23 protein-coding genes and 1 pseudogene are annotated in these 25,503 nt (G+C 50.1%); 12 read left to right on the plus strand and 12 right to left on the minus strand.

The features are described 5' to 3' along the window. The first annotated feature begins 220 nt into the window (after positions 1-220). Both FCU94_RS17015 and FCU94_RS17020 read left to right on the plus strand, forming a co-directional pair. Positions 221-1,813 (plus strand): bacteriohemerythrin, encoded by a 1,593-nt coding sequence (locus FCU94_RS17015; RefSeq protein WP_176289664.1) that lies wholly within the window; start codon positions 221-223, stop codon positions 1,811-1,813. Between the two features lie 133 nt (positions 1,814-1,946). Then, positions 1,947-2,099 (plus strand): hypothetical protein, encoded by a 153-nt coding sequence (locus FCU94_RS17020; RefSeq protein ID WP_176289665.1) that lies wholly within the window; start codon positions 1,947-1,949, stop codon positions 2,097-2,099. A gap of 55 nt (positions 2,100-2,154) precedes the next feature. Here the strand turns inward: FCU94_RS17020 and FCU94_RS17025 are convergent, their stop codons facing one another. Genes FCU94_RS17025 through FCU94_RS17035 form a run of 3 tightly spaced genes read right to left on the minus strand, consistent with a single transcriptional unit; the run spans position 2,155 to position 4,222 of the window. Next, on the minus strand, positions 2,155-2,985 hold the full coding sequence (locus FCU94_RS17025) for a hypothetical protein (RefSeq protein WP_176289666.1): 831 nt from the start codon (positions 2,983-2,985) through the stop codon (positions 2,155-2,157). Beyond that, positions 2,985-3,854, minus strand: coding sequence for an ABC transporter ATP-binding protein (locus tag FCU94_RS17030; protein WP_176289667.1), 870 nt, complete (start codon positions 3,852-3,854; stop codon positions 2,985-2,987). Before FCU94_RS17030 ends, FCU94_RS17025 begins: the two co-directional genes overlap by 1 nt. Beyond that, positions 3,851-4,222, minus strand: a complete 372-nt coding sequence (locus FCU94_RS17035) for a GntR family transcriptional regulator (RefSeq protein ID WP_176289668.1) — start codon at positions 4,220-4,222, stop codon at positions 3,851-3,853. The genes FCU94_RS17030 and FCU94_RS17035 overlap by 4 nt, the downstream gene beginning before the upstream one ends. Before the next feature lie 166 nt (positions 4,223-4,388). On the opposite strand from FCU94_RS17035, the gene FCU94_RS17040 reads away from it, so the two are divergent. Continuing rightward, positions 4,389-4,634: a DUF3297 family protein gene (locus FCU94_RS17040; RefSeq protein ID WP_176289669.1), complete on the plus strand. Its 246-nt coding sequence runs from the start codon at positions 4,389-4,391 to the stop codon at positions 4,632-4,634. Between the two features lie 178 nt (positions 4,635-4,812). Then, positions 4,813-5,712: an AraC family transcriptional regulator gene (locus FCU94_RS17045; protein WP_176290073.1), complete on the plus strand. Its 900-nt coding sequence runs from the start codon at positions 4,813-4,815 to the stop codon at positions 5,710-5,712. Between the two features lie 65 nt (positions 5,713-5,777). Here FCU94_RS17045 and FCU94_RS17050 read toward each other — a convergent pair whose 3' ends face one another. Then, positions 5,778-6,956, minus strand: a complete 1,179-nt coding sequence (locus FCU94_RS17050) for a lytic polysaccharide monooxygenase (protein WP_176289670.1) — start codon at positions 6,954-6,956, stop codon at positions 5,778-5,780. 336 nt (positions 6,957-7,292) lie between these two features. On the opposite strand from FCU94_RS17050, the gene FCU94_RS17055 reads away from it, so the two are divergent. Beyond that, positions 7,293-9,140: a M3 family metallopeptidase gene (locus tag FCU94_RS17055; RefSeq protein WP_176289671.1), complete on the plus strand. Its 1,848-nt coding sequence runs from the start codon at positions 7,293-7,295 to the stop codon at positions 9,138-9,140. Between the two features lie 71 nt (positions 9,141-9,211). Here the strand turns inward: FCU94_RS17055 and FCU94_RS17060 are convergent, their stop codons facing one another. The 4 genes from FCU94_RS17060 to FCU94_RS17075 all read right to left on the minus strand — a co-directional run bounded on the left by FCU94_RS17060 (position 9,212) and on the right by FCU94_RS17075 (position 13,419). Continuing rightward, on the minus strand, positions 9,212-10,351 hold the full coding sequence (locus FCU94_RS17060) for a glycerate kinase (RefSeq protein WP_176289672.1): 1,140 nt from the start codon (positions 10,349-10,351) through the stop codon (positions 9,212-9,214). 8 nt (positions 10,352-10,359) lie between these two features. Further along, the gene (locus FCU94_RS17065) at positions 10,360-11,625 is read right to left on the minus strand and encodes a GntP family permease (protein ID WP_176290074.1); all 1,266 of its coding nucleotides are present in this window, start codon (positions 11,623-11,625) and stop codon (positions 10,360-10,362) included. A 136-nt stretch (positions 11,626-11,761) separates the two neighbouring features. Continuing rightward, positions 11,762-12,904 carry a sugar diacid recognition domain-containing protein gene (locus tag FCU94_RS17070; RefSeq protein ID WP_176289673.1) on the minus strand — a complete coding sequence of 381 codons (1,143 nt, stop codon included), beginning with the start codon at positions 12,902-12,904 and terminating at the stop codon, positions 11,762-11,764. 32 nt (positions 12,905-12,936) lie between these two features. After that, positions 12,937-13,419 (minus strand): MarR family winged helix-turn-helix transcriptional regulator, encoded by a 483-nt coding sequence (locus FCU94_RS17075; RefSeq protein ID WP_176289674.1) that lies wholly within the window; start codon positions 13,417-13,419, stop codon positions 12,937-12,939. 115 nt (positions 13,420-13,534) lie between these two features. On the opposite strand from FCU94_RS17075, the gene FCU94_RS17080 reads away from it, so the two are divergent. Next, positions 13,535-14,431: a DMT family transporter gene (locus FCU94_RS17080; RefSeq protein WP_176289675.1), complete on the plus strand. Its 897-nt coding sequence runs from the start codon at positions 13,535-13,537 to the stop codon at positions 14,429-14,431. Between the two features lie 62 nt (positions 14,432-14,493). Here FCU94_RS17080 and FCU94_RS17085 read toward each other — a convergent pair whose 3' ends face one another. Continuing rightward, on the minus strand, positions 14,494-16,185 hold the full coding sequence (locus FCU94_RS17085) for a glycoside hydrolase family 13 protein (protein ID WP_176289676.1): 1,692 nt from the start codon (positions 16,183-16,185) through the stop codon (positions 14,494-14,496). A 31-nt stretch (positions 16,186-16,216) separates the two neighbouring features. Next, the gene (locus tag FCU94_RS17090) at positions 16,217-17,248 is read right to left on the minus strand and encodes a LacI family DNA-binding transcriptional regulator (RefSeq protein ID WP_176289677.1); all 1,032 of its coding nucleotides are present in this window, start codon (positions 17,246-17,248) and stop codon (positions 16,217-16,219) included. Positions 17,249-17,587: 339 nt separating this feature from the next. Here FCU94_RS17090 and FCU94_RS17095 point away from each other — a divergent pair, with 339 nt between their 5' ends. The 5 genes from FCU94_RS17095 to gtfA all read left to right on the plus strand — a co-directional run bounded on the left by FCU94_RS17095 (position 17,588) and on the right by gtfA (position 23,877). Then, entirely contained in the window at positions 17,588-18,940 is a 1,353-nt protein-coding gene (locus FCU94_RS17095) for an ABC transporter substrate-binding protein (protein ID WP_176289678.1), read from the plus strand. Between the two features lie 87 nt (positions 18,941-19,027). Beyond that, on the plus strand, positions 19,028-20,038 hold the full coding sequence (locus FCU94_RS17100; RefSeq protein WP_176289679.1) for a carbohydrate ABC transporter permease: 1,011 nt from the start codon (positions 19,028-19,030) through the stop codon (positions 20,036-20,038). Next, entirely contained in the window at positions 20,038-21,219 is a 1,182-nt protein-coding gene (locus FCU94_RS17105; protein WP_176289680.1) for a carbohydrate ABC transporter permease, read from the plus strand. The genes FCU94_RS17100 and FCU94_RS17105 overlap by 1 nt, the downstream gene beginning before the upstream one ends. Positions 21,220-21,247: 28 nt before the next feature. Next, a complete protein-coding gene (locus tag FCU94_RS17110) occupies positions 21,248-22,339 on the plus strand; it encodes an ABC transporter ATP-binding protein (RefSeq protein WP_176289681.1) in 1,092 nt (363 codons plus the stop codon). A gap of 65 nt (positions 22,340-22,404) precedes the next feature. Then, complete coding sequence (gene gtfA / locus FCU94_RS17115; RefSeq protein WP_176289682.1) at positions 22,405-23,877, plus strand: sucrose phosphorylase; 1,473 nt, start codon at positions 22,405-22,407, stop codon at positions 23,875-23,877. 11 nt (positions 23,878-23,888) lie between these two features. Here the strand turns inward: gtfA and FCU94_RS17120 are convergent. Continuing rightward, positions 23,889-24,038: pseudogene (locus tag FCU94_RS17120) on the minus strand (sugar O-acetyltransferase); the annotation flags it as partial. A gap of 60 nt (positions 24,039-24,098) precedes the next feature. Here FCU94_RS17120 and FCU94_RS17125 point away from each other — a divergent pair. Beyond that, a complete protein-coding gene (locus tag FCU94_RS17125; RefSeq protein ID WP_176289683.1) occupies positions 24,099-24,755 on the plus strand; it encodes a cupin domain-containing protein in 657 nt (218 codons plus the stop codon). 13 nt (positions 24,756-24,768) lie between these two features. Here FCU94_RS17125 and FCU94_RS17130 read toward each other — a convergent pair whose 3' ends face one another. Next, on the minus strand, positions 24,769-25,500 hold the full coding sequence (locus FCU94_RS17130) for a glucose 1-dehydrogenase (RefSeq protein WP_176289684.1): 732 nt from the start codon (positions 25,498-25,500) through the stop codon (positions 24,769-24,771). Positions 25,501-25,503: the final 3 nt, after the last annotated feature.

Genomic DNA, 25,503 nt, shown 5'->3' on the forward strand with positions numbered 1-25,503 from the left:
CCCCTATCAAACATGACTACATTTTATTAATAAAGCACCAAGTGATAGATCTGTGGCCTAAACAATGATAATTGTCTCGTTTCGACGCCCAAGCCTAGTCAAAAACACCACAGCTTTACTCAGTATTTTATTATTAAGGCGCTTTTTGTTAGACCATTCAGCCTTCTATGACCTAGATTTAATGGAGTAACCACCCCAATACCGACCAAGGAGCGGCGCTATGTTTAACCCTCTATTGGCAAAGCTGAGTCATTTCTCGTCCGCGCAGTGGTCACTGCTGCTGAGCGCATTGGTCTTGCCTATTGCTTACCTCTTGTTATCACAACAGCAATGGATGTGGTTGATTCTGCTCGTCATTTATCATTTAGTGGTTGTCATCCTAGTGTTTTCCATTAATGGCTTACTCGACCAACTCCGACACGCTGCAGTGCATCTCTCCGAAGGGGATTTAACCGTGCGCGTATCGGCACAAAACCAAATCAACGGACCGTTGCTGCGTACCTTCAACCGAATTGGTGAAGATATCTCGCGGACGGTACAGGCGCTCAGAAAATCCACTGGCCGTTTACTCGAAGTCGCAGATACAGTGCAAGAGGACTCAGCGTTATCGAAAAATGGGGCGATTGGTCAAAAGCAAGATGTGGATAACGCCAAACAAATAATCAGCGAGTTGTCTGACATCACGCAAAACGTCTCAGAGTATTGTGAATCGACCGCTACGTTAGCTGGCCAAGCGAAAGCGAAGGCAGACCAAGGCATCCAAGATATGATGGCACTCGAACAAGCGCTGGATAATGCCAATCAACATATCGACAATTCCAACCAACATTTTCAATCTTTAATGGAGGAAACCGCGCAAATTAGCCAAGTAATGGAGACCATCAGCAGCATCGCCGAGCAAACCAACTTACTGGCACTCAACGCGGCGATAGAAAGTGCACGCGCGGGTGAACAAGGACGTGGATTTGCCGTTGTGGCGGACGAGGTACGCTCACTGTCAGTTCGAACCCAAGAGGCTACCGAAGAAATACGTGGGAAAATTGCCAACTTACAAGCTAAAACTGACGATGTGATGCAGACCATGCAAGAGAACAAATCGAGCATGACAAAGTCGCTCGACATTGCCTCAACCGCCGAAACTACTTTCAAACAACTCAACCAACAAATTGATGAAGTGAGCCTGTATGGCCAACAAATCGCCACCTCGTCCGAACAACAACTTGGCCAGACTCAGCGCCTTGAAGAGTGTTTACAACTGATCGCTACAGAGTCTGACAACAATGTCCGCGCGACGCAGGAAACCTTAATCGCCAGTATCACGGTTCGTAATCTTTCGGGTGAAATCAATTCGCTATTGCATCGCTTTGCGACCGACAGTCAACAGATAGAGGCCGAAGAATCACGACGTGACAAACTAATGGAATGGAATGACCAACTCGATATTGGCTTAGATGAAATCAATCGCCAGCACCAAACCTTAGTTCATTTGGTCAATGAGCTCTACCATCTACTCAAACACAATTACGGTTTGGCGTCGATAAAACGGGTTGTGCAAGGTCTGATTGATTACACCGCCAACCATTTCACCTATGAAGAGATATTGTTCGACCAAATCCATTATTCGCACACCAAGGAGCATGTAGAGAAGCATAAACAACTAGTGACACAGGTATTGGAGTTCCAGTCACGGGTCGAAAAAGGTGAAAACATCGGCGATGAGCTGATGGCGTTTTTGAAAAACTGGCTAGTGCAGCACATCATGCGCGAAGACAAAGCCTATGCGAAAGCCTTTAAAGAAAATCATTTAAATTAATGATGTGTTGATATTTTTCTGATGTCGAAGCGAAAATTTGTTTTGTCTTATCGACAAAAAATCAGATTAGTCATCTTACTGAGTTACTGCTTTAATCCGCACCGAAACAGTTCATTGACTATAAGGTGTAACCATGTTCGCAATTGATGATGTTGTTGTCGCAACCAAAGGGGTAGATCTCGGTAAAATGGTCGTCACTGGCTTAAGCAGCGGTGGTTTCTACATTCGCGTTACCGTTGAGGGTATGGCACTTACCTACCCTGCCAAAGATCTTAAAAAAGCCTAATATCTTGATTCAAATAAAAAAGGTAGCACATTTGCTACCTTTTTTATCGGCGGGCTCAATCTACCGAACGGCTAAATCTTAAGCTCGCGAGCAACCCTAACACACCGAATAACCCGTACACCAACAGCGACACCGTCCCCATTCGGCTCAACGCAGTGAATGGGTTATCGGAGGCCAAAATATCCAGCGGTAGCACCGTCACGGCGCTAAGGAAATCCCCCACCATAGAAGTGGCCAGCAAACTGTCTGCGACCAGCTTAATGACAAAAAAACCAACCAGCATCACCAGTAACGGTGAATTTACCTTATGTGATACCGCCATCGCGATCGCCGCCATCGGAGCCAACGCTATGCCGACCAGCCACATTCGGCCAATGAATTCCAACCAATGCGTCACAACATACCCTAGCGATTCACCGGTAAAAAACAGCGGAAACTGCTCTGCCATGACGACATTAATCAGCCACATAAGTAAATCGGCACTGACCACCAGCATCGAGCAGATCACCGGCGTCACAAACAGACCAAACACTAACTTAACCAAGTGAATGTTGATATCTGTCACTGGCATACTGCGCCAGAACATCACGCTGCCCTCTTGGCGCTCTTTGCGCAGTGTTTTAGGGAAATAGAGGCTAGTCAACAAAATAGAGAGTAAGCCGCTAAAGCCCAGCACCATCTCACTCAGTTGCTGGCCTAACTCATAACCCGACATACCAAGGTCTGAATCATAAGTTAACTCATACGTCACGTTGCTCTGAATCGTCGAGTTCATCAAAATGCTGATCAAAAGCACCACACCGCACACTAACAATACCAGCGGAATGCGAGTGATTAACTTATGCTCCAACCACTCTTTTTCAAGCATAAATAGATTGGCATTCATCACGCCGCCTCCTTTTGTAGGGCTAAAAACAGATCCGCAAGTTTTACATTGTAAATTCTTTCGACGTCATCGAGCTGCTCAGCCTGCTGCGCTTCAAGTAGCCAACGCGTCGTACCCAGACCAGACTCTCTCGAAAGCGGTTTTAGCGAGGCCAAGTCGCTCTCTTTGTCGCTACGCGTTTCAACAATCACATATTGTTGCGCCAGGCTCTCCATCGGTGACTGCAACACCGCTTGACCATGTTTCAAAATCAACACATCGGTCAACAAGTGCTCTATTTCAGACACTTCATGGCTGGCGATGATCAATGCCCGTTCCCCATCATGAAACCACTCTAATAAGTGGCGATAAAAGGTATCGCGGTACACTAAATCGAGCCCCAAGGTCGGCTCGTCGAGTATCAACACTTGAGTATCAGTGGAAATCACCACAGCAAGATGGAGTTGGACCTTCATCCCTTTCGATAATGATTTGATCTTACTGCTCAGTTTAATATCGGTTTGCGCCAGAACCGACTTGGCTTTTGCTAAGTCAAAGCTTGGGTGAACACCTGAGGTATAGCGCAGTAGTTGCTGAACCGTCATCCACTCGGGCAACACATTCACGTCAGAAATATACGATAAATGCTGCATCACTTGCGCGCGATCAGCGATAGGCTCAAGGCCTAACACCTTAATCTCACCTTGGTACGGGTGTGCACCAAGTAAACTCTTGATCAGCGTTGATTTGCCTGCCCCGTTGTGGCCAAGCAGCCCTAACACTTGACCAGCCTTTAACTCAAAACTGATGCTTTGTAGCGCTTCTGTTTGCTGTTTTGCGCGTCCAGAATAATGCTTAGAGACCTGATTTGCCTCAATTAATACGCTCATACTTCACCCTTAACGTGCTGTTTTAACTGGATAATAAACTCATCCAATGAAATTTCTAGCTGCTGTAATTTGGTTGCAATCTCTGGGATTTGCTGCTCAATAAAGCGCTGTTTTTGCTTCATTCTCAGTCGATTCAGCGCCCCGACTGTGACAAACATCCCTTGACCACGACGCTTCTCAATCAAGGCTTCATCCACCAACAACTGATAGCCTTTCATCACAGTAAGATGATTGATTTTTAGATCGGCCGCGACGGTACGCACCGAAGGCAACGCCTGCCCTTCAGACCAAATACCTTGCAGTATTTGTTCAATGATGCGATCGGCAAGCTGACGAAATATCGGTTGGGATTCATTCCAATCGGTCATATTCACCCTCCCTTCGCTTTAGTGTTGTACATAACTATAACACTAAAGCAATTGGCGACGATTGCAAGAAAAAATGTTATCGAGGCAGATGTTGGGTTACGCTTGAATGCAGTCCAAGCTGTGACTACAATGGCGCACTTTTTTTAATGACTTCAAGGTCTCGAACATGAACGACACAACTAAACCCGCATTACCTGACCGCTTATCGGGCAACGCTCGCAGCCCTTTCTTTGTCAAAGAGTGCTTTGACCACCAGATCGGTATTCGTTTCAACGGCAAAGAACGTCACGACGTAGAAGAGTACTGTGTGAGTGAAGGCTGGATCAAAATTGCTTCACCAAAAGCGAAAGACCGCTACGGCAATCCAATGCTGATCCAACTCAAAGGCACCGTTGAAGCTTACTACGTGTAAGTGGCCCGCCTACCAAGATAGAAAGCCGAGCGCTCACCACTGAGCACTCGGCTTTCTCGATACCCTCATCCCTTGCCAATAAATCGGTGCGTACTGTCCCAACTTTTTGCTGTTAAGTTTGAATCTATACTCGATTCGATTAGTCTTCATAGCAATTCATGGAACCATGAGTAATCCCATGCGTGTCGACTACCAAAAACGGCTCAATCCCGTTATTCGCTACCTCGAAAAAAACTACAACCAACCATTAAACTTACCCGCTGTCGCGGCCCTCGCGAATCTGTCGCCTTACCACTTCCACCGAACGTTCAAAGCCGTTCAGGGAGAAACATTAGCCGACTTTATTCGTAGACTGCGCCTCGAAGCGGCAGCAGACGAGCTGTTCAAAACCAAACAGCCGATCATCAACATCGCGTTGGAATTTGGCTTTTCGTCATCACAGAGTTTAGCTAAAGCGTTTCAACAGCACTTTGGTGTCACGCCCAGTGCTTTTCGTGATTGTGAGAATTATCAGCAATTTTCTCTGCTGGCTCGAAATAGCAAGATAGGACACACCTTGCGCAAGATTGGAAACGATCTCGACACAGACGCTGCCTATACTGACTGCGAATCAACAATATGGAGTAGGATCATGGAAACACAACAATTTGCAGCGTCGAAACTCGCTTACATTCGCGTCACCGGGCCTTACGGTGAAGGGTATGAAGAGCCTAGCGGGCGTTTGTATCAATGGGCTGGCATGAAAGGGCTTGCGGGCAACACCTGCATTTTCATTTATCACGATAACCCTGAAATCACCCCGAGTGACAAGTGTCGTACAGATATCTGTTTGATGGTGCCTGAGGATACTCAAGCCCCCGAAGGTATTGAACTGCAAGACTTCCCGGGCGGTGAGTACGCCGTGATGCGACAAAAAATCACCCAAGTCACTCAGTACGCCAAAGCTTGGGATGACCTGATGAGCAACGTGATTGAGTCGGGAATTGAAAGTGACGATAGGCCTTGCTTTGAGCTTTATCACAGCTTTGACCCTCAAACCCAACACGCCGATGTGAGCTTCTGCACTGCGATAAAATAGTCTCCACGCTGGATAGGGGCAAAAGATCTCACGGCCAAACAAGATGTTTGGCCGTGCGAGTCGCTTTAGCGCCAGACGCCCCATTCACCGGTGGTTCCTGGCTCTTCACCCGTAGTCCACCACTGAGCAGTCCACTCACGTCCTTGGTGGATAACACTATCCCCCGCTTGATAGACCGCCTCTGACTGCCAAACGTTGTCTGGTTCTGTCGGAGGCGGAGTGTCACCTTTAAGCAACGATAGCGCGTAACTATAGCTGTCATTCGGCGCCAGCACCTGATTGGCGTATATATTGTCGCTATCGAACATGTAATGCTTCATCTCTGGGTGCCAAATACCGACATACCAATCCCCATTTTGCTGAGCATTAAACTGATCAGCCACCTCTAACGCCCAAGACTGAAGATTATTGGCACTGATCGGCAAAGAGATATCCGCTTGCTCAGCGCCACTGGCATCAAAGGTTCTAAAGCGCACCGTGTCGCCCTGTTCAACCGGACCAAATCCTTGTGGAACAAAATAGCCAAGTGAGGTTAAGTTATTGGCCGGGTCGGTGGGATCGGTTGGGTCGGTCGGCGGCGGGGTCCCCTGACCTTTGAGTGTGATATCACTACAGTTGTAAAAGCCCTCTCCAGCCGCATCCACACGCTGCCAACGCGTGTAAAGAATCGCGTTTCCGGTACGTTCAGCAGGAAACGTTACCGTCATCTGATAGCGCTTCTGGTCGTTAACCGCAATGTCACCAGCACTATCAATGAGTTCAAGATCCCCCCAAGTGAGTGGCTGACTAGGGTCGTAGCTGGGCTTAGTCAAATAGAACTCCCAGTATGAGGGGTTGTGTGGCGCTTTAGCGTAAAACACAAGTTCCATCTGGTTGTTTTCATCTAACACGACCTCACTGCGCTGCCAATGCGGGGACGGCACGTTAAGACCTCGTTTCGCTGCATCGCCCGCCGAGCATAGCTCACCATCCCGAACCACAGCTTGAACGTGGGTCAAATCACGATAGTTGGCAACATTGGCCGAAATTTCGCTACGTTGCACAAACGGGTAAGCGCCAGACTCGTCAAACGCCGCTTGGCACGCCGCATTGGGGATTTCATCGGTCCAAAAACCGCCATCTTGGTAACAAATATTCTGGCGCGCATTGGGGTACTCCACCCAACCATGGGCGTGGGTATTCAATGAGCTCAATGCCGCCACGACACCGAGTGATATGAGAGAAAGCGAAGCGTGTATTTTCATTATTTCATCCTTTATTAGCCAACGGACCGACAATTAACCTGCGGTCATGAATTGCACTGACAAAGCTAGCAGGCCTCGTCGACTTTATCGGCTCACGCCATCGGTTGAATTGTTAGATTTTTGCCCGCTTTCCAACATTTATGTTGTAAAGCGCGGCTCTCGACACTCTGATTCGAGTCACTTCAAACTCTTGGCCTCTATTGGAATGGGCGATGAAACGCGTCGTAGTGGATTGTTTACGCCTGATGACGTCTCAGATAATCACTCAGATTCCTATCAGCAGCCAAAGCGTGTCATAATTTCACCCTACATAAAGCAACCATTTGAAGGATCCAAATGAACGCCACCGACTTCCTCAACGATCTCAATCAACGTTACCTTGCCATCCACCGCACTAAAGAAGACTTCTTTTGGCAAACCTACATGGGTATCAGTGATGATCATCAAGGCTCGACTCAAGCACAAACCGAGTGGACCAACTTTCTGAGTGATGCGAACCAAATTAGTGTGATCAAACAGCAACTAGATGCGGCAGAGCACATTTCCGACCCCGAGCAAAAACAGTTAACCCAAACTGGCCTTGCCGGCTGGCTAGCCACCTTCCAATCGCACGCTATCGAAGGGGAACAAGCCCAGCAACTTAAAAATGAGTTGATCGCTTTTGAAGCTCAGTTATTTGAGAAAAAACAGAAACACCCGCTCACCTTTACCGACGAAAATGGCCAAGTCAGCGAAGGCTCGCTGCCTGTTCTAGCGGCAACGATTCGAGCAAACAGCGACGAAAATGCGCGTCAGTCTGCCCACCAAGCACTGCTTGATTTGGAGCAGTGGCTACTGGGCAATGGCTTTATCGAGTTGGTGAAGCGGCGTAACCAATTTGCCCAGGCACTCGGCTTCCCCAACTTCTTCGAGTACTCAGTGACCAAGAAAGAGAAAATGAGTTCTCAGCAATTGTTCGAAATTCTTGATGACTTTGAGCAGCGTACTCGCGACACTAACCGCGCAAGCTTGGACAGTTTGGCTAAAGAGAAAGGGGCAGCTGCACTTAAAGGGCACAACTTTGTCTACGCGTACTCAGGCGATGTGATGCGCGAGCTCGACCCTTATGTGCCGTTTTCTCAGTCTTTGCGTCGTTGGGTTGAATCCTTCGGTCGTCTTAATATCGATTACTCAGGTGCCGAGCTGACGCTTGACCTGCTCGATAGAAAAGGCAAATACCCGAACGGCTTCTGCCACGGTCCTGTGCCTTCGTTCTACGATCAAGGTCAGTGGGTCGCCGCCAAAGTCAACTTCACCAGCAACGCCAAACCGGATCAGGTGGGCAGCGGCTACAGTGGGATCAATACTCTGTTCCACGAAGGGGGACACGCTGCGCACTTTGCTAATGTCAAAATGAACGCGCCTTGCTTTTCACAAGAATTCGCTCCAACGTCCATGGCCTATGCAGAAACGCAATCGATGTTTTGTGATAGCTTGCTTAACGATGCAGATTGGCTCAAGCAGTATGCTCTCGATGCCGCAGGCAACCCTGTGCCAGATGCAGTCATCCAGGCGATGATCGATAGCAATCAGCCATTTCAAGCCTACCAAGAGCGCAGCATCTTAGTGGTCCCTTACTTTGAGCACGCTCTGTACCAACTGAGTGACAGCGAACTCACTGCCGAAAAGATTACCGCGCTTGCCCGCGATTGTGAGCAACGTATTCTAGGATTGGCGTGCAGTCCTCGCCCATTACTTGCGATTCCGCATTTACTTTCGGATGAAGCGGCCTGCGCATACCACGGCTACCTGCTCGCACACATGGCGGTATATCAAACACGCGCTTACTTCTTAGATAAATTTGGCTACCTGACCGACAACCCAGAGATAGGCCCACTGCTCGCCAAACACTACTGGCATTGCGGCAATCAGGTGTCACACAACGATACCATCGTCAGCCTCACTGGCGAGGGGTTTAACGCCAAGTACCTCGCGGATGCGTGTAACTTATCGCCTCAGCAAGCGTGGGCGCTGCAGCAACAGAAAATCGCCCAGCTTGCCACGCGCAGACGAACAGACGCGGCACCACTCAATGCGTCGATTAAAGTCGTAGATGGCAGTAATGAAATCGCCACCAATCAGGACGGCGATCAAGCGCTGTGTGAACAGTTTGAAGCTTATATCCAACGCACTTACGGCTGCTAAGCTTCCTTCGGTGAAACTCAGTATGTAAAAAAACGGCCGCTAATCAGCGGCCGTTTTTTTCACTATCGATGTTACTTTTTCGACAGCATGGTTAACGTTGCGGCAATATTGCGCGCCGTCATCTCGACGTTAAAGGCCGCTTCTTGCAGCGCGGTGGGTAAATCCGTCGCCCCCAGCACCACACTATAGACAGCGTCAAGGCCATGTTGGTGAACCACCGAGCAACCTTTTGCCAAGCTGCCAGCAATACCGATCACTGGCACTTGGTACTGTTTGGCCATGCGCGCGACACCAATTGGCGTTTTACCATGAATCGTTTGACTATCGATACGCCCTTCGCCCGTGATCACCAGATCTGCGCCTTTGACCACTTGAGAGAAGTTCACCGCATCCATAACGATCTGAATACCGGGGCGAAGAGTGGCCGCAAACAAGCCCATTAACGCCGCGCCGAGTCCTCCCGCCGCTCCCGCACCGGGTTGATCGATCACTTGCTTGCCGTTGGTTTGATAGATCACCTGGGCATAATGAGCGAGATTGGCATCAAGCTGCGCCACCATCTCGGCGCTCGCACCTTTCTGCGGACCAAACACTTGAGATGCGCCGTCTGAACCACATAGGGGATTGTCGACATCACACGCGACTTCCAGCTCAATGTGCTGCAAACGTGGGTCGAGCCCACTCAGATCAATAGTGGCAAGGTTCGCCAGTGCACCGCCGCCAAAACCCAGTTCAACGCCTTGACTATCGACAAAACGCGCCCCTAGCGCTTGGGCCATGCCCATTCCACCATCGTTGGTCGCGCTGCCGCCAATGCCAACAATAATGTGCTTCGCGCCTGCATCGAGCGCTGCTTTCACCAGCTCTCCTGTACCGTAAGTGGTGGTCAACAATGGGTTGCGTTGCGAGGGGGAGACCAAATGCAAACCTGATGCAGCGGCCATTTCAATAACCGCCGTAGAGCCATCACCAAGCAGTCCGTAAAACCCGTCGACTGGCAGGCCCAAAGGCCCGGTAACGGCGGTGTTAATGATACGTCCGCCGGTCGCATCCACCAAAGATTGCACCGTGCCTTCGCCACCATCTGCCATCGGCAACTTGATGTAACTTGCACTTGGCAACACCTGCTTAAAACCGTTCTCGATCGCTGTCGCGACTTCCATCGCGGTAAGGCTCTCTTTGTATGAATCTGGGGCAATGATAATTTTCATAAAAATCCTTAAACAAACAGGCCAAATACGCCAAACATCATGGTAGACACAAACGCGATCATCAAACCCACCGCTGACTCATACGGAATAAGCTTGAGTCGTTCACGGATGTCCATATGTACCGCACCACCGGTTGCGTGAAAGAAGCTACCGTGTGGCATATGGTCAAGCACGGTCGCGCCAGAATGAATCATAGCAGCCCCCGCTAGCGCTGGAACTCCGAGCTCAAGAATCGTCGAGCTAAATACACTCGCTGCCACTGCGGTGCCCGCGGTAGTCGATGCGGTCGCCAGCGCCATCATCGCACCAGAGACAGGCGCCAGGACAAACGAGGGTAAGCCAGAAGCCGTCAGTACGTCGATAAGACCATCTTTTAAGCCAGAGTTGGCAATGATTCCCGCCAAAGTCCCCGTACCCAAGAGCATCACGGCGACGGGTGCCATACGGCTAAGGCCCGATACCGCAAAGTGGTTGGTGTCGGCAAAGCGCCCCATCACCACCGCACCCAACAAACCACCTAAAGGAAGCGCAATCAAAGGGTCAACGTTGATGCCCGCGATAGGACGTAAAGAGAGCAGCGCAATCGCCACCAGCGGGGCCACAATTGCTGCTTTAAAGGCTGGCAACCGAGAGTGATCGACTTCGACCACTTCACTCGCGTCGACTTTCGAGCCTTTGTTGACCAATTTTTTGGCAATAAAGTAAGCCAGCAGCAGTCCACACAAACCAGGAATGACGCCCGCCGCCATCACGGAAGTAAGAGGGACATCAAAGGCATCCGCAGCGGCAATGGCATTCGGGTTCGGTGACATCACATTACCTGCTTTGCCCCCGCCAACCATGGCGAGCAAGATGGCAGTTTTAGAGATATCGGCGCGGCGGGCAATCGCCAGCGCGATTGGCGCAACGGTAATGACAGCAACGTCGACGAAAACGCCCACCGCCGTCAAAATCATGGTTGCAATAGCAAGGGCGAGCAAAGCGCGTGTTTCACCCACCTTTTTGACTATAGTTTCTGCAATTGAGGTGGCAGCACCGGATTCAATTAGCACACCCGCTAACACACCGGCCGCCAGAATACGCAGTACCGCAGTGACTATGCCCTGCGCACCACCAATCATTAATGCAACGGTGTCGCTTAACGACACTCCGCCGACCACACCACCGATCAGGGCGCCGATGATCATGCCGTAAGCGGGTGGCACTTTTTTCAAAATCAGAGCAATCGCGACCACAAGCGCCGTCAACGCACCGAGAGTAGAGACTTCTATCATTGTTTCTATTTCCACTTAGTGTTCCAAACTGAGCGCAGAGTAAAATTCGAACCGCGGAAATGCTTTATGCAAACCAACAAACATCCTTAAGAAAAGCAGGGGTATTTTGTGCACATGCACAATTTTAGCCCATTTTCTATACACATTTAATGGCAAGATAGAGCTGCACTTTGTGGTCTAACTTATTGATAGTTAAGCCAGTTACTTGTTCAACTTTATCAAGACGATAACGCAAGGTATTGCGGTGAATATGGAGGGCAGCACAGGTTTGAGCCAGATCGCAATCTTGCGCAAAAAATACCTTGAGTGTCTTTAGTAGCACACCCTTTACGTCGTGCTGGTGCAGTACGTCCAGTGGGTGGGTTAACTGCTCACGGCGCCAATCATCCTGTTTTAAATCACTGATAAGCACCGATAACTTATGCTGCTGATAGAAAAGAATAGCGGCCTTACTGTCACTGTTGCACGCCAAGGTCGCTTTGGCGGTTTCGTATGAACGGGCCAAGCCCGCTAGCCCAGGGAAATACTCCCCCATCGCTATTTTGACCGAAAAATCAGTCTCTTGAGTAATTCGGTTAAGCAGACGTTTGGCGCGTTTTTTCTCTTCGCTTTTGCTCCATGCCCCCTCAAATAAGGTCACCGGTTTTAATACCACTATCTCATTCATCGATACCGAAACAATCCCGACAATATTGTCACGCTCAGGGTATTCCAACAGGTGTACCAGTGTTTGCAGTTGCTCAAGGGTCAACGGTTCGCCCGGCTTGGGGATCACTTTGACCGCCGCCGCGATTCGAGGTTGCGCTAAATCGAGTCCGAGCTTATCGGCGATAGTGAGCAGCTGATTATCATTCAACGTCGTTCCTTGAATCAATTGCAATAACAGCTCTTCACGGTGGCGCTTGTTCCACTGAATTTGCGCCATCAACGCTGCCTGCTCAACAATCAGCTCTGCCGTCATCTTAACCAGCTCGCCGTAACGTCTCACTTGATCGGGCTGACCCGAGATCCCCACCACACCAATGACCGAATCGAGATATAAGATGGGCAAGTTGATCCCCTCTTTGACTCCACTCAAGGTCCTCGCAACACTCGGCGTAATTTCTACCGTGCGATTGTCATGGATAGCCAGCAACGCGCCCTCATGGGTCTTGTGCAGCCGTGACGCGTCACTGGAGCCGATGATTTGGCCGTTCTCGTCCATAACATTGACTGGGTACTGAATAATTTTTGTCGCCCGCTCGACAATCTGCCGTGCGATAAGGCTGTTTAACTGCATAAAAGGGCACTCGCTTCGTGGTAGGGAACCGGCTATTCGTATAGCGCCAAACACTCTTTAAGCGCTTGATTAAGTTTCGTTTTCTGCTGATCGGTTAATCCATCCAATAGGCGGATTTGTAGCGCCGCATGCTGCTCGATTAAGTCGTCAATCAAGGCAAAACCTGTCGAAGTGAGTTCAACGGTAACGCTGCGGCGGTCTGCCGTACTGTGGCAACGTACAATCAAGCCTTTTGACTCCAGTTTATCGAGTCGATTGGTCATTGCACCAGAGGTCAACAGCATGGAACCCATTAACTCAGAAGGGGTTAAGCGATAAGGGTGACCACTTCGGCGCAGCGTCGCCAAAACATCAAACTCGCCCAGTTTGAGATCATGCTGCTTATGCAGTTTGGCCACTTCTATTTCTAAGTACTTAGCGACGCGCAGCATACGCCCCATAATCGCCATCGGCACCGTATCCAATTGCGGTTTTTGTTCTGCCCATTGGTTAACCACGCGATCAATCGCATCCATCCAGAATCTCCACAGATCTTGTCTTTAGACTCGTTATCTTAATATAAAGATACTTTACAAGCAGCAATGTCAGTCGTATATTTCGAGGAAATATCTTCACATAAAGATAATTAACATGAACATACTACTCGCGATGATCCCCGCCTTTTTCTGGGGAACAACCTACGCCGTGACTCAGTTCACCGTACCAGATTGGCCCCCCCTGTTGCTCGGAGCCTTGCGGGCACTACCAGCCGGACTGCTGCTTTTTGCGGTTAAAACCAGTCTTCCACGCCAAAGCGACTGGCCGATTTTACTTCGCCTTGGATTGATCAATATCGCGGCGTTTTTCGGTTTGATCTTCGTGATGGCGCTGACGCTACCCTCTGCGATTTCCGGTGTCGGTATGGTGTCTGTTCCGGTGTTTGCCATGTTATTCCATTGGTTATTTAGCAAACAGCGCCCTAGCACAGTGCAAGCGATCAGCGGGACCATGCTGATCGCTTTGGCTTGGCAACTGTTCGACCCCAGCTCTATCAGCTTAAATCCATTGGGCTTGGCCGCCATGGTGGGCGCTATCTCATGTATTGTCGTTGGCAGTACCCTCACCAAATCCTTGGGTGGGCGTATTCATTGGTGGACAATATTGACATGGCAGCTCATTTTAGGCGGCGCGATACTCGCCGCCGCCGCCGCGTTACAAGCTGCTATCGAGCCGACACCTTATCTGACGCTCGCGAGTGAGATATCGCTGCGCAATATATTGGGATTGGTTTGGGTCATTGTCCTCAATACCGCTCTAGGCTATGGCCTATACGTGTGGTTACTGCAACGTATGTCTGTGGTCGACTTTACCTTTGGCGGGATAGCCAACCCGATTGCGGGGATCGTTTCGGGGCTGCTATTAATGGGAGAGTCGTTTACCCTCTACCAGTACAGCTTAATGGCGGGGATGATAGTGATGTCGCTGTTGCCGCAACTGCTTGCGACGATACGAACTCGAAAAGCCGCGCAACTCAGCCCCAACGGATAAAATGTGCGCTCTGTTTACACTGTAAACGTGCCACGGTTGCCGCCGTGGCACATTCAGTAAGGTTAACCTGATGCAACCTCAACCACCAACGCTTGATAGGGTTGCAACGTGAGCTTGGCGACACTCTCGACACTATCAGCATAATTGTTGATTACCGTCTGCTTCACCTGCGCTCGGTAGCTTCTCTCCACTGACTCACCAGTAAAATTGGCGATGATGAGCAATGTTTTACCTTGATAACAACGGGTATACGCGTACACCTCGCTGTCCTCTGGATCAAGCAGTTGATGCGCGCCATAGACAATTACATCGCCATACTCCCCCCCTTGGCGCAAGGCAATCAAACGGCGGTAGTAATGATAGATTGAGTCTTCATCGCTCACCGCTTGTTCAGCGTTGATATCGGAGTAATTATCATTGACAGGCAGCCATGGGGACCCCGTGGTAAAGCCAGCGTTGTCTTGTTCGTTCCACTGCATAGGTACGCGTGCATGGTCCCGGGAAAAGTCATTGAGGAAGGCCAATGCGTCGGCATCGCTAACCCCGCGATCGCGCATTTTTTGGTAATGGAATTTGGCCATCAAGTCATTGAACTCACCAATTGAGTGAAAATGCTTGTTGGTCATGCCTATCTCTTCACCCTGATAAATATACGGCGTACCACTCATCATATGCAGCACAGTACCGAGCATCTTAGCGCTCACCACACGATACTGAGGCGAGTCGCATCCGTAGCGTGATACGGTTCTAGGTTGATCATGGTTACTCCAGTAAAGACTGTTCCAACCTTTCTGGTATAGGTCTTCTTGCCAACGAGTCATGATCTCTTTGTACTGGACCAAGTCGAACGGTTTTTTCACCGCGTTGTGTTCTTCGCGATCAATACTCACATGCTCGAACTGGAAAATCATACTGATCTCATTGCGCGCAGGGTGCGAGTAATAGCGCCCATCCAGTGTGGTAGTAAACGGCGTTTCTCCTACCGTTAAAACGTCGTAATGCTTGAGTACTTTCTCATGCATTTCGCGCAAATATTGGTGGACCAGCAAATTGTTCGCCCAATGTTCCCAACCGGCAACGCCTTGGTCAAAAATGGTGGCGTCGGGAAAGTCGGCTGGCTTACCAATCATATTAATCACATCCATGCGAAAACCGCCTAACCCTTTCTTTAACCAAAAGTGCATCATCTCATACACTGCTTCACGCACTTCTGGGTTGGCCCAGTTTAAGTCCGGCTGCCGATGGCTAAACAAGTGCAGATAGTACTGTCCTGTTGTTTGGTCGAAAGTCCACGCTTTGGGCTTAAAAAACGACTCCCAGTTATTCGGTTCACTGCCGTCTGGCTTGGGATCTTTCCAAATATACCAATCGCGTTTGGGGTGATCTTTAGCGCTACGAGAGGCTTTAAACCAAGCGTGCTCGTCAGAGGTATGGTTCACCACCAGATCCATTACGATTTTAATGCCCCGCTCGCCCGCCTCAGCGATCAGCCTATCCATATCGGCCATGGTGCCAAATTCGGGGGCGATTTGCTGATAATCCGAGATGTCGTAACCGTTGTCATCCATCGGAGATTGATACACCGGACTTAACCAAATCACATTTGCACCCAGTGCTGCAATGTAGTCCAGTTTCTCAATGATGCCGGGAATATCGCCTATTCCGTCGCCATTCGCATCATTGAAACTGCGCGGGTAGATCTGGTAGACAACGGCATTGTGCCACCAGCGTCTTGCTAATTGCTGCGTGCTCATGATTGTTACTCCTTAAACGTGTGTACAACCTCTAACTGGTCTGTCGAATCATCAACTCGGTATCGAGTTGCATGTTCTGATAGGGGATGTGCCCCATCGCCATTTGGGCGGCAAGCTGCCCTTTGTGCATGATCGGCTGCCTGACGGTGGTTAAACCGGCCTGCTCGGCAGCCGGAATATCGTCAAAGCCAACAATACGAATCTGTTGCGGAACTTGCAGACCGAGCTCTTGAGTCACTTCTAGGGCGGCAAGCGCAATTTTGTCACTCATGCACAGCAAGACATCGGCGCGCTGCGGCGAAGTTAGCGCCCCACGCAACATGGTTTTTAGCACGGGCTTTTCCAGCTCATGAATTTGCCACACGTTTTCCACCTCCAGCCTCGCTCCTTTGTCATGAATCGCCCGTTTGTAGCCTTCAAAGCGGCACCTCGACACCGACTCTTCCTCAGTGTAGAGATTGTCTAAATTGGCCAACGCGAGTGCGTTACTCGACTCCAATCGCAAACCCAGGATCAGAATATGGTCATCTGGGCTAGCAATGGCATGACAAGCGATATCGTAACAAGCTTGCTCGTTGTCAACGTTTATTGATGGGATGTCAGGCCAACAGAAGTCCACCGTAACCAAAGGTTTACGTTGACGCGTAATCAGGTTCATGACGTTGGCATCCATAGGTTTACCGTAAACAATAAAGCTATCGGGGATCGTTTCTACCTGGGTGTTTTGGTAATTCTCAGTGTTGGACGGCAGCAACAGCATGTTGACATGCTCTTGGTCGAGCAGTTGAGAAATTCCGGTAAGAAACTCAGTCGCAACCGGATCGGTAAAGTTAAACGCCAAATTGTCTGCCAGTAATAGCCCAATGACCCCAGTTTTTCCGGTGCGTAAACTGCGAGCGGTGATACTCGGCCCGCTATAGCCAAGATGCTCACACTCAGAAAGAATCCTTTCACGCAATGCTTTGGATAGCTGATTCGGCCGATTAAACGCATTGGAAACCGTCGCGGTTGAAACCCCGAGATATTCAGCTACGGTTTTAAGTGTGGGCTTTTTGTTTTCCATGATGGGCCGCGTCCAAACGTCAAATCTTTAGGCAAAGATAGCTTATATCTTGTCAAAGTCTAAAACGATTAAGTAAAAATCAGCACTCTCACAAGTAGAACACATTGGTAAGCTTGAGCTAGGTCAACTTTTGTACAGCAAAGTTCAGGAAAACTTGATCAAAAGCCCAATAATTGCCCACAAAACGAGCAAACCTGGCCACAACTTCTACTTTGACTAGTGATAACTTAATCGATTAAGACATTACCTTAACAGGCCACAATTATCACAAGGTAAATAAGATTCGGTTTGATATTAAGAAACGTCAATAAACAGGTATCAGAACACGGAGTCTAACCAATGAAAACCACTCTACTTGCTAGTTCGATTGCTGTCGCAGCGCTCGCTATGCCAACCATCGCTGCTGACTTAAAATACGCTCCCGGTGAAGACGCTCGCTTTAACTGGCAGAGCTATGAAGCGCTCAAAAGCCAAGATCTCAAAGGTCAAACGGTGACCATTTTTGGCCCTTGGTTGACCGAAGATAAAGAGCTGGTTGAGAGCGTCATCGCCTACTTTGAGCAAGCGACTGGCGCCACCGTTAATTACTCTGGCTCAGACTCTTTCGAACAACAGATTGCGATTGATGTTCAAGCGGGTAGTGCGCCAAACATTGCGATTTTCCCTCAACCAGGCCTTGCTGCCGATCTTGCCTCCAAAGGCTTCTTAACTCCGCTCGAACCCAAAACCGCAGAGTGGATCAACGCTAACTATGCGGCGGGTTCCTCTTGGGTCGACCTAGGGACGTTTCCGGGCAAAGATGGTAAAGATGCCCTGTACGGATTCTTCTACAAAGTCGACCTTAAATCCTTGGTGTGGTACGTGCCAGAAAACTTTGAAGACGCGGGCTATGACGTTCCACAAACCATGGAAGAGTTGAAAGCACTCACCGAACAAATCGTCGAAGATGGCGAAACCCCTTGGTGTGTGGGCTTGGGTTCTGGCGGTGCAACCGGTTGGCCAGCAACGGACTGGGTCGAGGATATGATGTTGCGAACTCAATCTCCTGCCGACTATGATAAGTGGGTCACCAATGAGCTTAAGTTTAACGACGCCAAAGTTGTCAACGCTATTGAAGAGTTTGGTTGGTTTGTCACAAACGATGCCTTTGTTGACGGCGGCGCGCGCGCAGTGGCCGCGACCGACTTCCGTGATTCGCCTAAAGGGCTATTCACCTCACCAGTGAAGTGCTATATGCACCGCCAAGCCTCCTTTATCCCGAGCTTTTTCCCCGAAGGCACACAACTCGGCACGGATGTCGACTTTTTCTACTTCCCTGCTTACGAATCCAAACAGTTAGGTAAGCCTGTGCTCGGCGCTGGCACCATGTGGAGTATTACCAAAGATTCCCCAGCCGCTCGAGCGTTTATGGACTTCCTACAGTCTCCCATCGCCCATGAAATTTGGATGGCACAATCTGGCTTCTTAACGCCGCATAAAGGGGCAAACGTCGACGCCTATGGCAATGAAACCCTGAGAAAACAGGGGGAGATATTGCTGCAAGCCACAACATTCCGCTTCGACGGCTCAGACCTAATGCCAGGTAAAATTGGCGCGGGCGCTTTCTGGACGGGTATGGTTGATTATAGCGGTGGTAAATCTGCCCAAGATGTCGCCAACGATGTTCAGGCCACTTGGGATGCATTGAAATAACCCAGCAGAGTGTTAAAAGCCGATAGATAGCCACGCTGTCGGCTTTTTTACCTCGGGATAATGTCGAATGGTATAAGTGAGATCGCAATGGAACAGCTCTACTCTTCTCTATTTATCATGGTATTAGGCGTCGCAAGTTGCGTGGTCTACTTTTTGGGTAGTAATTGGTTGCTGACACTGATTTTCCCGACCAAAAACGTCTCTAATCAGGTGATGGCTCGCAATTTGCGCCGCGCCGCCTCCATTCGGCCCTGGCTGTTTCTCGGCCCCGCACTGACTTTTTTAGGCCTCTATTTAGTCTACCCGGTGTTTGAATCTGTGGTGTTGTCACTGCATGACCGTAACGGTGACCAGTTTGTCGGGCTTGCCAATTACGCGTGGCTCTTCAACGACCCAGAGTTTCGTGAGTCGCTGTTTAATAACTTACTTTGGCTGCTGGTGGTGCCTGCTGCCTCGACCTTCTTTGGCCTAGTGATCGCCGCCCTGACCGATAAAGTGAGTTGGGGCAATATCGCGAAGAGCTTGATATTTATGCCGATGGCGATTTCCTTTATCGGCGCCTCGATCATTTGGAAATTTGTCTACGACTATCGGGCGCCAGGATCGGAGCAAATCGGGATCCTCAATGCGATAGTCGAAGCGTTTGGCGGTACCGCCCAAGCTTGGATCACTCTGCCATTTTGGAATAATTTTTTTCTCATGGTGATCTTAATCTGGATCCAGACCGGCTTCGCCATGGTGATCCTATCGGCTGCGCTGCGCGGCATTCCAGAAGAAACCGTCGAAGCGGCGGTCCTAGATGGTGCCAGTGGCGTACAGATCTTCTTCAAAATCCTTATCCCGCAAATCTGGGGAACCATTGCCGTAGTGTGGACCACGATTACCATTTTGGTTCTGAAGGTGTTCGATATCGTGCTTGCGATGACCAATGGTCAATGGAGTACCCAAGTGTTGGCCAACATGATGTTCGACTGGATGTTCCGCGGCGGCGGTGACTTTGGTCGCGGCGCTGCCATCGCGGTGATCATTATGGTTGCTGTGATTCCGGTGATGGTGTGGAACATGCGCCAAGCGAGCGCGCAAATGGAGGACCGCTAATGTCAGATTCAGCCATTGCCAACCAAGCTCAGTTTGGCCTAAGCAAGCTCAGACGCTCACCACTAACCTTATTGGTGCACTTCTCCGTATTTGTGATCGTAGTATTATGGACGCTCCCCACCGCCGGGTTGTTTATCTCCTCGTTTCGCGATAAAGATCAACTCGCTTTGTCGGGCTGGTGGACGGCGCTCACGGCGTCACAACAAAACCTTATGCAGAGAACAGAACATCCAGATCAACAAATCCAACAGGGTGATGAGTATCTGCTTACCGGACAGTTATTGGTCGATGGTCAGCCAAGCGCCATCAGTGCTTTTGGTTTCTCTTCGCGTGAGCCCACCCAATACGTCCCCGGAGAAGTCGCGCAGATGCGCGGCGGTGCGACACTCACCGTTACCGAAGACGGTCAATACCGTATAACCTCACCCGACCCGTTCAAGGGTTCGCGTGGTAAGCGCATCTTCTATACCGCGGTGGTTCCGCCAAAGTTTGGCTTAGCAAACTATCAAGAGGTGCTCACCGCAGAGGGAATAGGCCGCTCTTTTATCAACTCGCTGACGGTCACCATTCCTGCTACCGTGATCCCAATTCTTATTGCTGCCTACGCGGCTTATGCCTTGTCGTGGATGCGAATGCCCGGCCGAAATCTGTTGATTGCGTTAGTCGTTGGCCTTTTGGTGGTGCCGCTACAAATGTCTTTGATTCCACTGTTGAGGCTGTACAACGATATCGGGGCATTTTTCGGTGTCGGCGCCAAGACCTATCTCGGCATTTGGCTCGCTCACACGGGTTTTGGCTTGCCATTGGCCATCTATCTACTGCGCAATTACATCTCGAGCCTACCGCGTGAAATCATTGAATCGGCCAAAGTCGACGGCGCCACCGACTTCGAAATTTTTATGCGTATTGTGTTGCCGTTATCGTTTCCTGCCCTCGCCTCCTTTGGCATTTTCCAGTTTTTATGGGTATGGAATGACCTGTTGGTTGCAACCGTATTTCTCGGGACAGGGGAAGAGCACATGGTCTTGACGGCTCGCTTACGTGAGCTGCTAGGCTCTCGTGGTGGTAACTGGGAAATCCTCACCGCGTCAGCCTTTGTCTCTATCGCCGTCCCCTTAGCGGTGTTCTTTACCCTGCAACGTTATTTAGTGCGTGGGCTTCTTTCTGGCTCGGTTAAATAAGCCATTAGCAAATGATGAGAATAGTGAAATGACAGGATTAGCGTTAACCAAGGTCACCAAATCATACGGTGATACCCAAGTTCTCCATGGTATTGACTTGCAGATTAAACAGGGCGAGTTTGTTGTCTTCGTCGGCCCTTCAGGTTGTGGAAAATCGACGCTGCTGCGCATGATTGCCGGTCTAGAAGAAATCACTTCTGGCGATTTGTTTATTGAACAGGCGCGCGTTAATGACTTACCCGCGGCGATGCGTGGTATTGCGATGGTGTTTCAAACCTACGCTCTCTATCCGCATATGACGGTCTACGACAATATGGCGTTTGCGATGCGAATTGCCAAAGAGTCAAAACAAGCCATTCATGAGCGGGTGATGGAAGCGGCCAGAATGCTGCAACTCGAACCCTATCTCGACCGCTTACCCAAAGCCCTCTCTGGTGGCCAAAGGCAACGGGTCGCAATCGGTCGCGCCATTGTTCGCCAGCCTAAGGTGTTTCTGTTTGATGAGCCACTGTCTAACCTTGATGCCGCGTTGCGGGTGCAAACACGGATTGAAATAGCCAACCTCAAAGAGCAACTCGAACAAACCACCATGATTTATGTCACCCACGACCAAGTCGAAGCGATGACGCTTGCCGACCGAATTGTGGTGTTGTCTGCGGGAAAAATCGAGCAAGTCGGCACCCCACTCGAACTTTACACCAACCCAGCCAATGTCTTCGTCGCGCAGTTTATTGGTTCTCCGGCGATGAACCTTAGCCCTGCGACCCTTATAGAAGCGGGAGAACGCTGCCAAATCAAAGCGGAAAGCGGGTTGACTATCGAGGTTCCAATTGCGGCCCCTCCCGAACTTAGCGATCAACCGCTGCAATTGGGCGTGCGTCCCGAAGACTACCTGGTCGCAGAGCCAAGTGACGCGTTGATCTCTGGCACTGTACTGTTTGTTGAATCACTGGGTGAGGTCACGCTACTCCACATCAATGCCGAAAGTCATGACGAAGCCATTGTGGCGAAATTACCCGGGATCTTAGACTTCCATCGCGGAGAACAGATCCACCTTAAAGCCGAGGTGGAGAAAATCCATTTATTCAATCAAGACGGGATATCGCTTAAGCATCTCTAATTCCAACCGTCGCCCAGTGTTTGTGTGTCTACGGTGCATTTACTTTGAGCGAAAAGGGGTCAATCATGCAAAACAAAGTTCAATTGATAGCTTACGTCGACCGCTTAACTGGGGCAGATCTACCCGCTTTAACCGCACTGCTTACCACCGAACTGAAAGACTTGTTTGCGGGGGTTCACCTTTTGCCCTTCTTTTATCCGATAGATGGCAGTGATGCAGGCTTTGATCCCATCGATCATCAACAAGTTGATCCGCGTTTGGGAGGCTGGGCAGACGTGAAACAGTTGAGTGAGCACTGTGACATCATGGCGGATCTGATTGTTAACCATGCGTCGGCTCAATCTCCACAGTTTTTGGATGTACTGGAGAAAGGCGAGTTATCGCCCTACTGGCCGCTGTTTTTGAAACAGCAGGACATCTTTCCGGCAGGCATTACTGACGAACAAGCGAACACCATCTATCGACCTCGACCCACTGCTTGCTTTAGTCGAAAAACGCTAAAATCGGGCCAACAGGTACCATTTTGGACCACCTTTACCGACAATCAGATAGACATCAATGTCGAGCACCCGCAAGGGAAGCATTACCTCGAGCAAATCCTACAACTGTTTGCCAACAGCGGGATTAAAATCATTCGACTAGATGCGGCCGGTTACGCAATCAAGCGGCCCAACACCCGTTGTTTTATGCTCGATGACACCTTTGATTTTATTGACAAGCTCTCCCATCGCGCTAACGAGCTGGGCATGGAGACGGTTGCTGAGATCCATAGTCACTACCAAACTCAGATAGAGGTCGCGAAACGGGTTCACCGCGTGTATGACTTTGCTTTGCCACCTTTGGTACTGCATGCTCTCTCAACCAACGATATGGGGCCTCTCATTCATTGGTTGAACATAGCGCCGCGCAACTGTCTCACCGTATTAGATACACACGATGGCATCGGCATTGTTGATGCGGGTCCCGAAGGGGATAAACCCGGACTACTCAATGCCGCGCAAATCGACAATATTGTTGAAACCATTCACGCCAATAGTGAGGGGCAAAGCCGCCTCGCTACCGGGGCTGCGGCAAACAACCTCGACTTATACCAAGTGAACTGCAGTTACTATGAAGCCTTGGGCAAAAACGATTTTCACTATCTGATAGCGCGAGCGATACAGTTCTTTAGCCCTGGCGTGCCTCAAGTTTACTATGCGGGCTTATTGGCGATGGACAATGACATGGCGCTGCTGCAGAAGACCCAAGTTGGACGCGATATCAATCGCCCCTATCTCGACCCAAAAACGCTAACTACTCAGTTGCAACGGCCCGTTGTACGAGGTTTGATGGCACTAATTCAACTTCGCAACACTCAGCCTGCCTTTGATGGGGACTTTCAACTCGCTGGTAGCGGTCAAACGCTGAACCTCGCTTGGCAGCATAAAAACGACCAAGTGGAGTTAGCAATTGACCTCGGCCAGCAGCGTGCCCAGATTTTTAGCCAGCTCAATGGACAAACCGAGCGGACAGACTTAAGCACGCTCGCCAAAAGCTAAACTACAGTACTTTAGCCAGGTGTGAGGCTTTTGATCACCCGGCACGGGTTACCTGCCGCCACAACATTGGCTGGGATATCTTTGGTCACCACACCGCCTGTGCCAATCACACTGTTATCAACCATAGTCACGCCTGGGCACACGATCACTTCGCCTCCGATGTGCTATCTTTTGCCACTAACATCGTATGACATAGCAACACATCACTTGGGAGAGTCTCGATGCTCAATATGAACTTGTCTCAGCGAGTCGTCGTCAACACCGCAGAGATGGAATGGGTCGCCAGCCCGTCAAAAGGAGTATGGCGAAAGCCACTCGAGCGAGAAGCGGCAGAATCAGGACACACCACTAGCATTGTTCGTTATGAAGCTGGCTCTCAGTTTCAAACGCACCTTCACCCTATGGGTGAGGAGATCTTCGTATTGGCAGGCGTGTTTTCAGATGAGCATGGCGACTACCCAGCGGGGACCTACTTGCGCAATCCACCAGGCAGCCACCACGCACCTTTCAGCCGTCACGGCTGCGATATTCTAGTCAAGCTCAATCAGTTTGATTCGCGCGATTTAGCGACGGTGAGAGTCGATACTCACAAGCAAAGCTGGTTACCCGGCATAGGCGGATTAGAGGTTATGCCTCTGCATGAATTTGAACATGAGCATGTGGCATTGGTTAAATGGCCGGCAGGAGAGAAATTCCAGCCGCATCGTCACTTTGGTGGCGAGGAGATACTTGTCCTGTCTGGTGAATTTGCCGACGAGCACGGGCGCTATCCAGTAGGCAGTTGGATACGCAGTCCACACATGAGTGAGCATCTTCCCTACGTCGACCAACCGACAGTGATTCTAGTGAAAACAGGTCATCTGCCGGTTGATTTATAGTGGTCTGCAACGGTTAGCGTCCGCCTGCAAGGTCGATAAACGATCCGGTAACATACGAAGCTTCATCACCAAGCAACCACGCAATCGCACTCGCCACTTCTTCAGGGGTCCCCCCTCGTTTCAATGGAAGTTGCGCGGCGAGCCTGTCGACCCTATCTGGCTCTCCACCGTCGGCGTGCATATCGGTGTAAATACACCCAGGCCGAACGGCATTAACGCGAATGCCGTGTTCGGCAAGTTCAAGAGAAAGCCCCTTAGTCAATGAGTCCATCGCCCCTTTTGATGCGGCGTAGTCGACATACTCAAAAGGTGCTCCGGTTCTTGAAGCCGCCGAGGAAACATTCACTATCGCTCCCGGTGCATTGAGCTGTTTAATAAAAGCTTGGCAACACAAAAAGCAACTGATCACGTTGGCGTTCAGCACACGTTGAAAACGCTCAGCATCAATATCGACTAGTTTAGACTGCCTAAATAGTATGCCCGCATTGTTGACTAGGTGTGTCACTGTGCCGTACTTATCTCGGGTGGCCGAAAACATCGCTTCGACCTGCTGTTGGTTTGAGACATCCGCCTGATACGCAAAAGCTCGCCCACCCGATGCCAAGATGTCAGAGACCACCTGCTGCGCAGTGGCCTGGTTGGCGCGATAATTGACACAAACCGCATATCCTAGGTCAGCTAGGCGTTTCGCAGTGGCGGCGCCAATCCCCCGACCAGCTCCGGTAACAATAACCACTTTGTCCATTTT

This window comes from Vibrio sp. JPW-9-11-11, assembly GCF_013369335.1.
Lineage (GTDB): Bacteria > Pseudomonadota > Gammaproteobacteria > Enterobacterales > Vibrionaceae > Vibrio.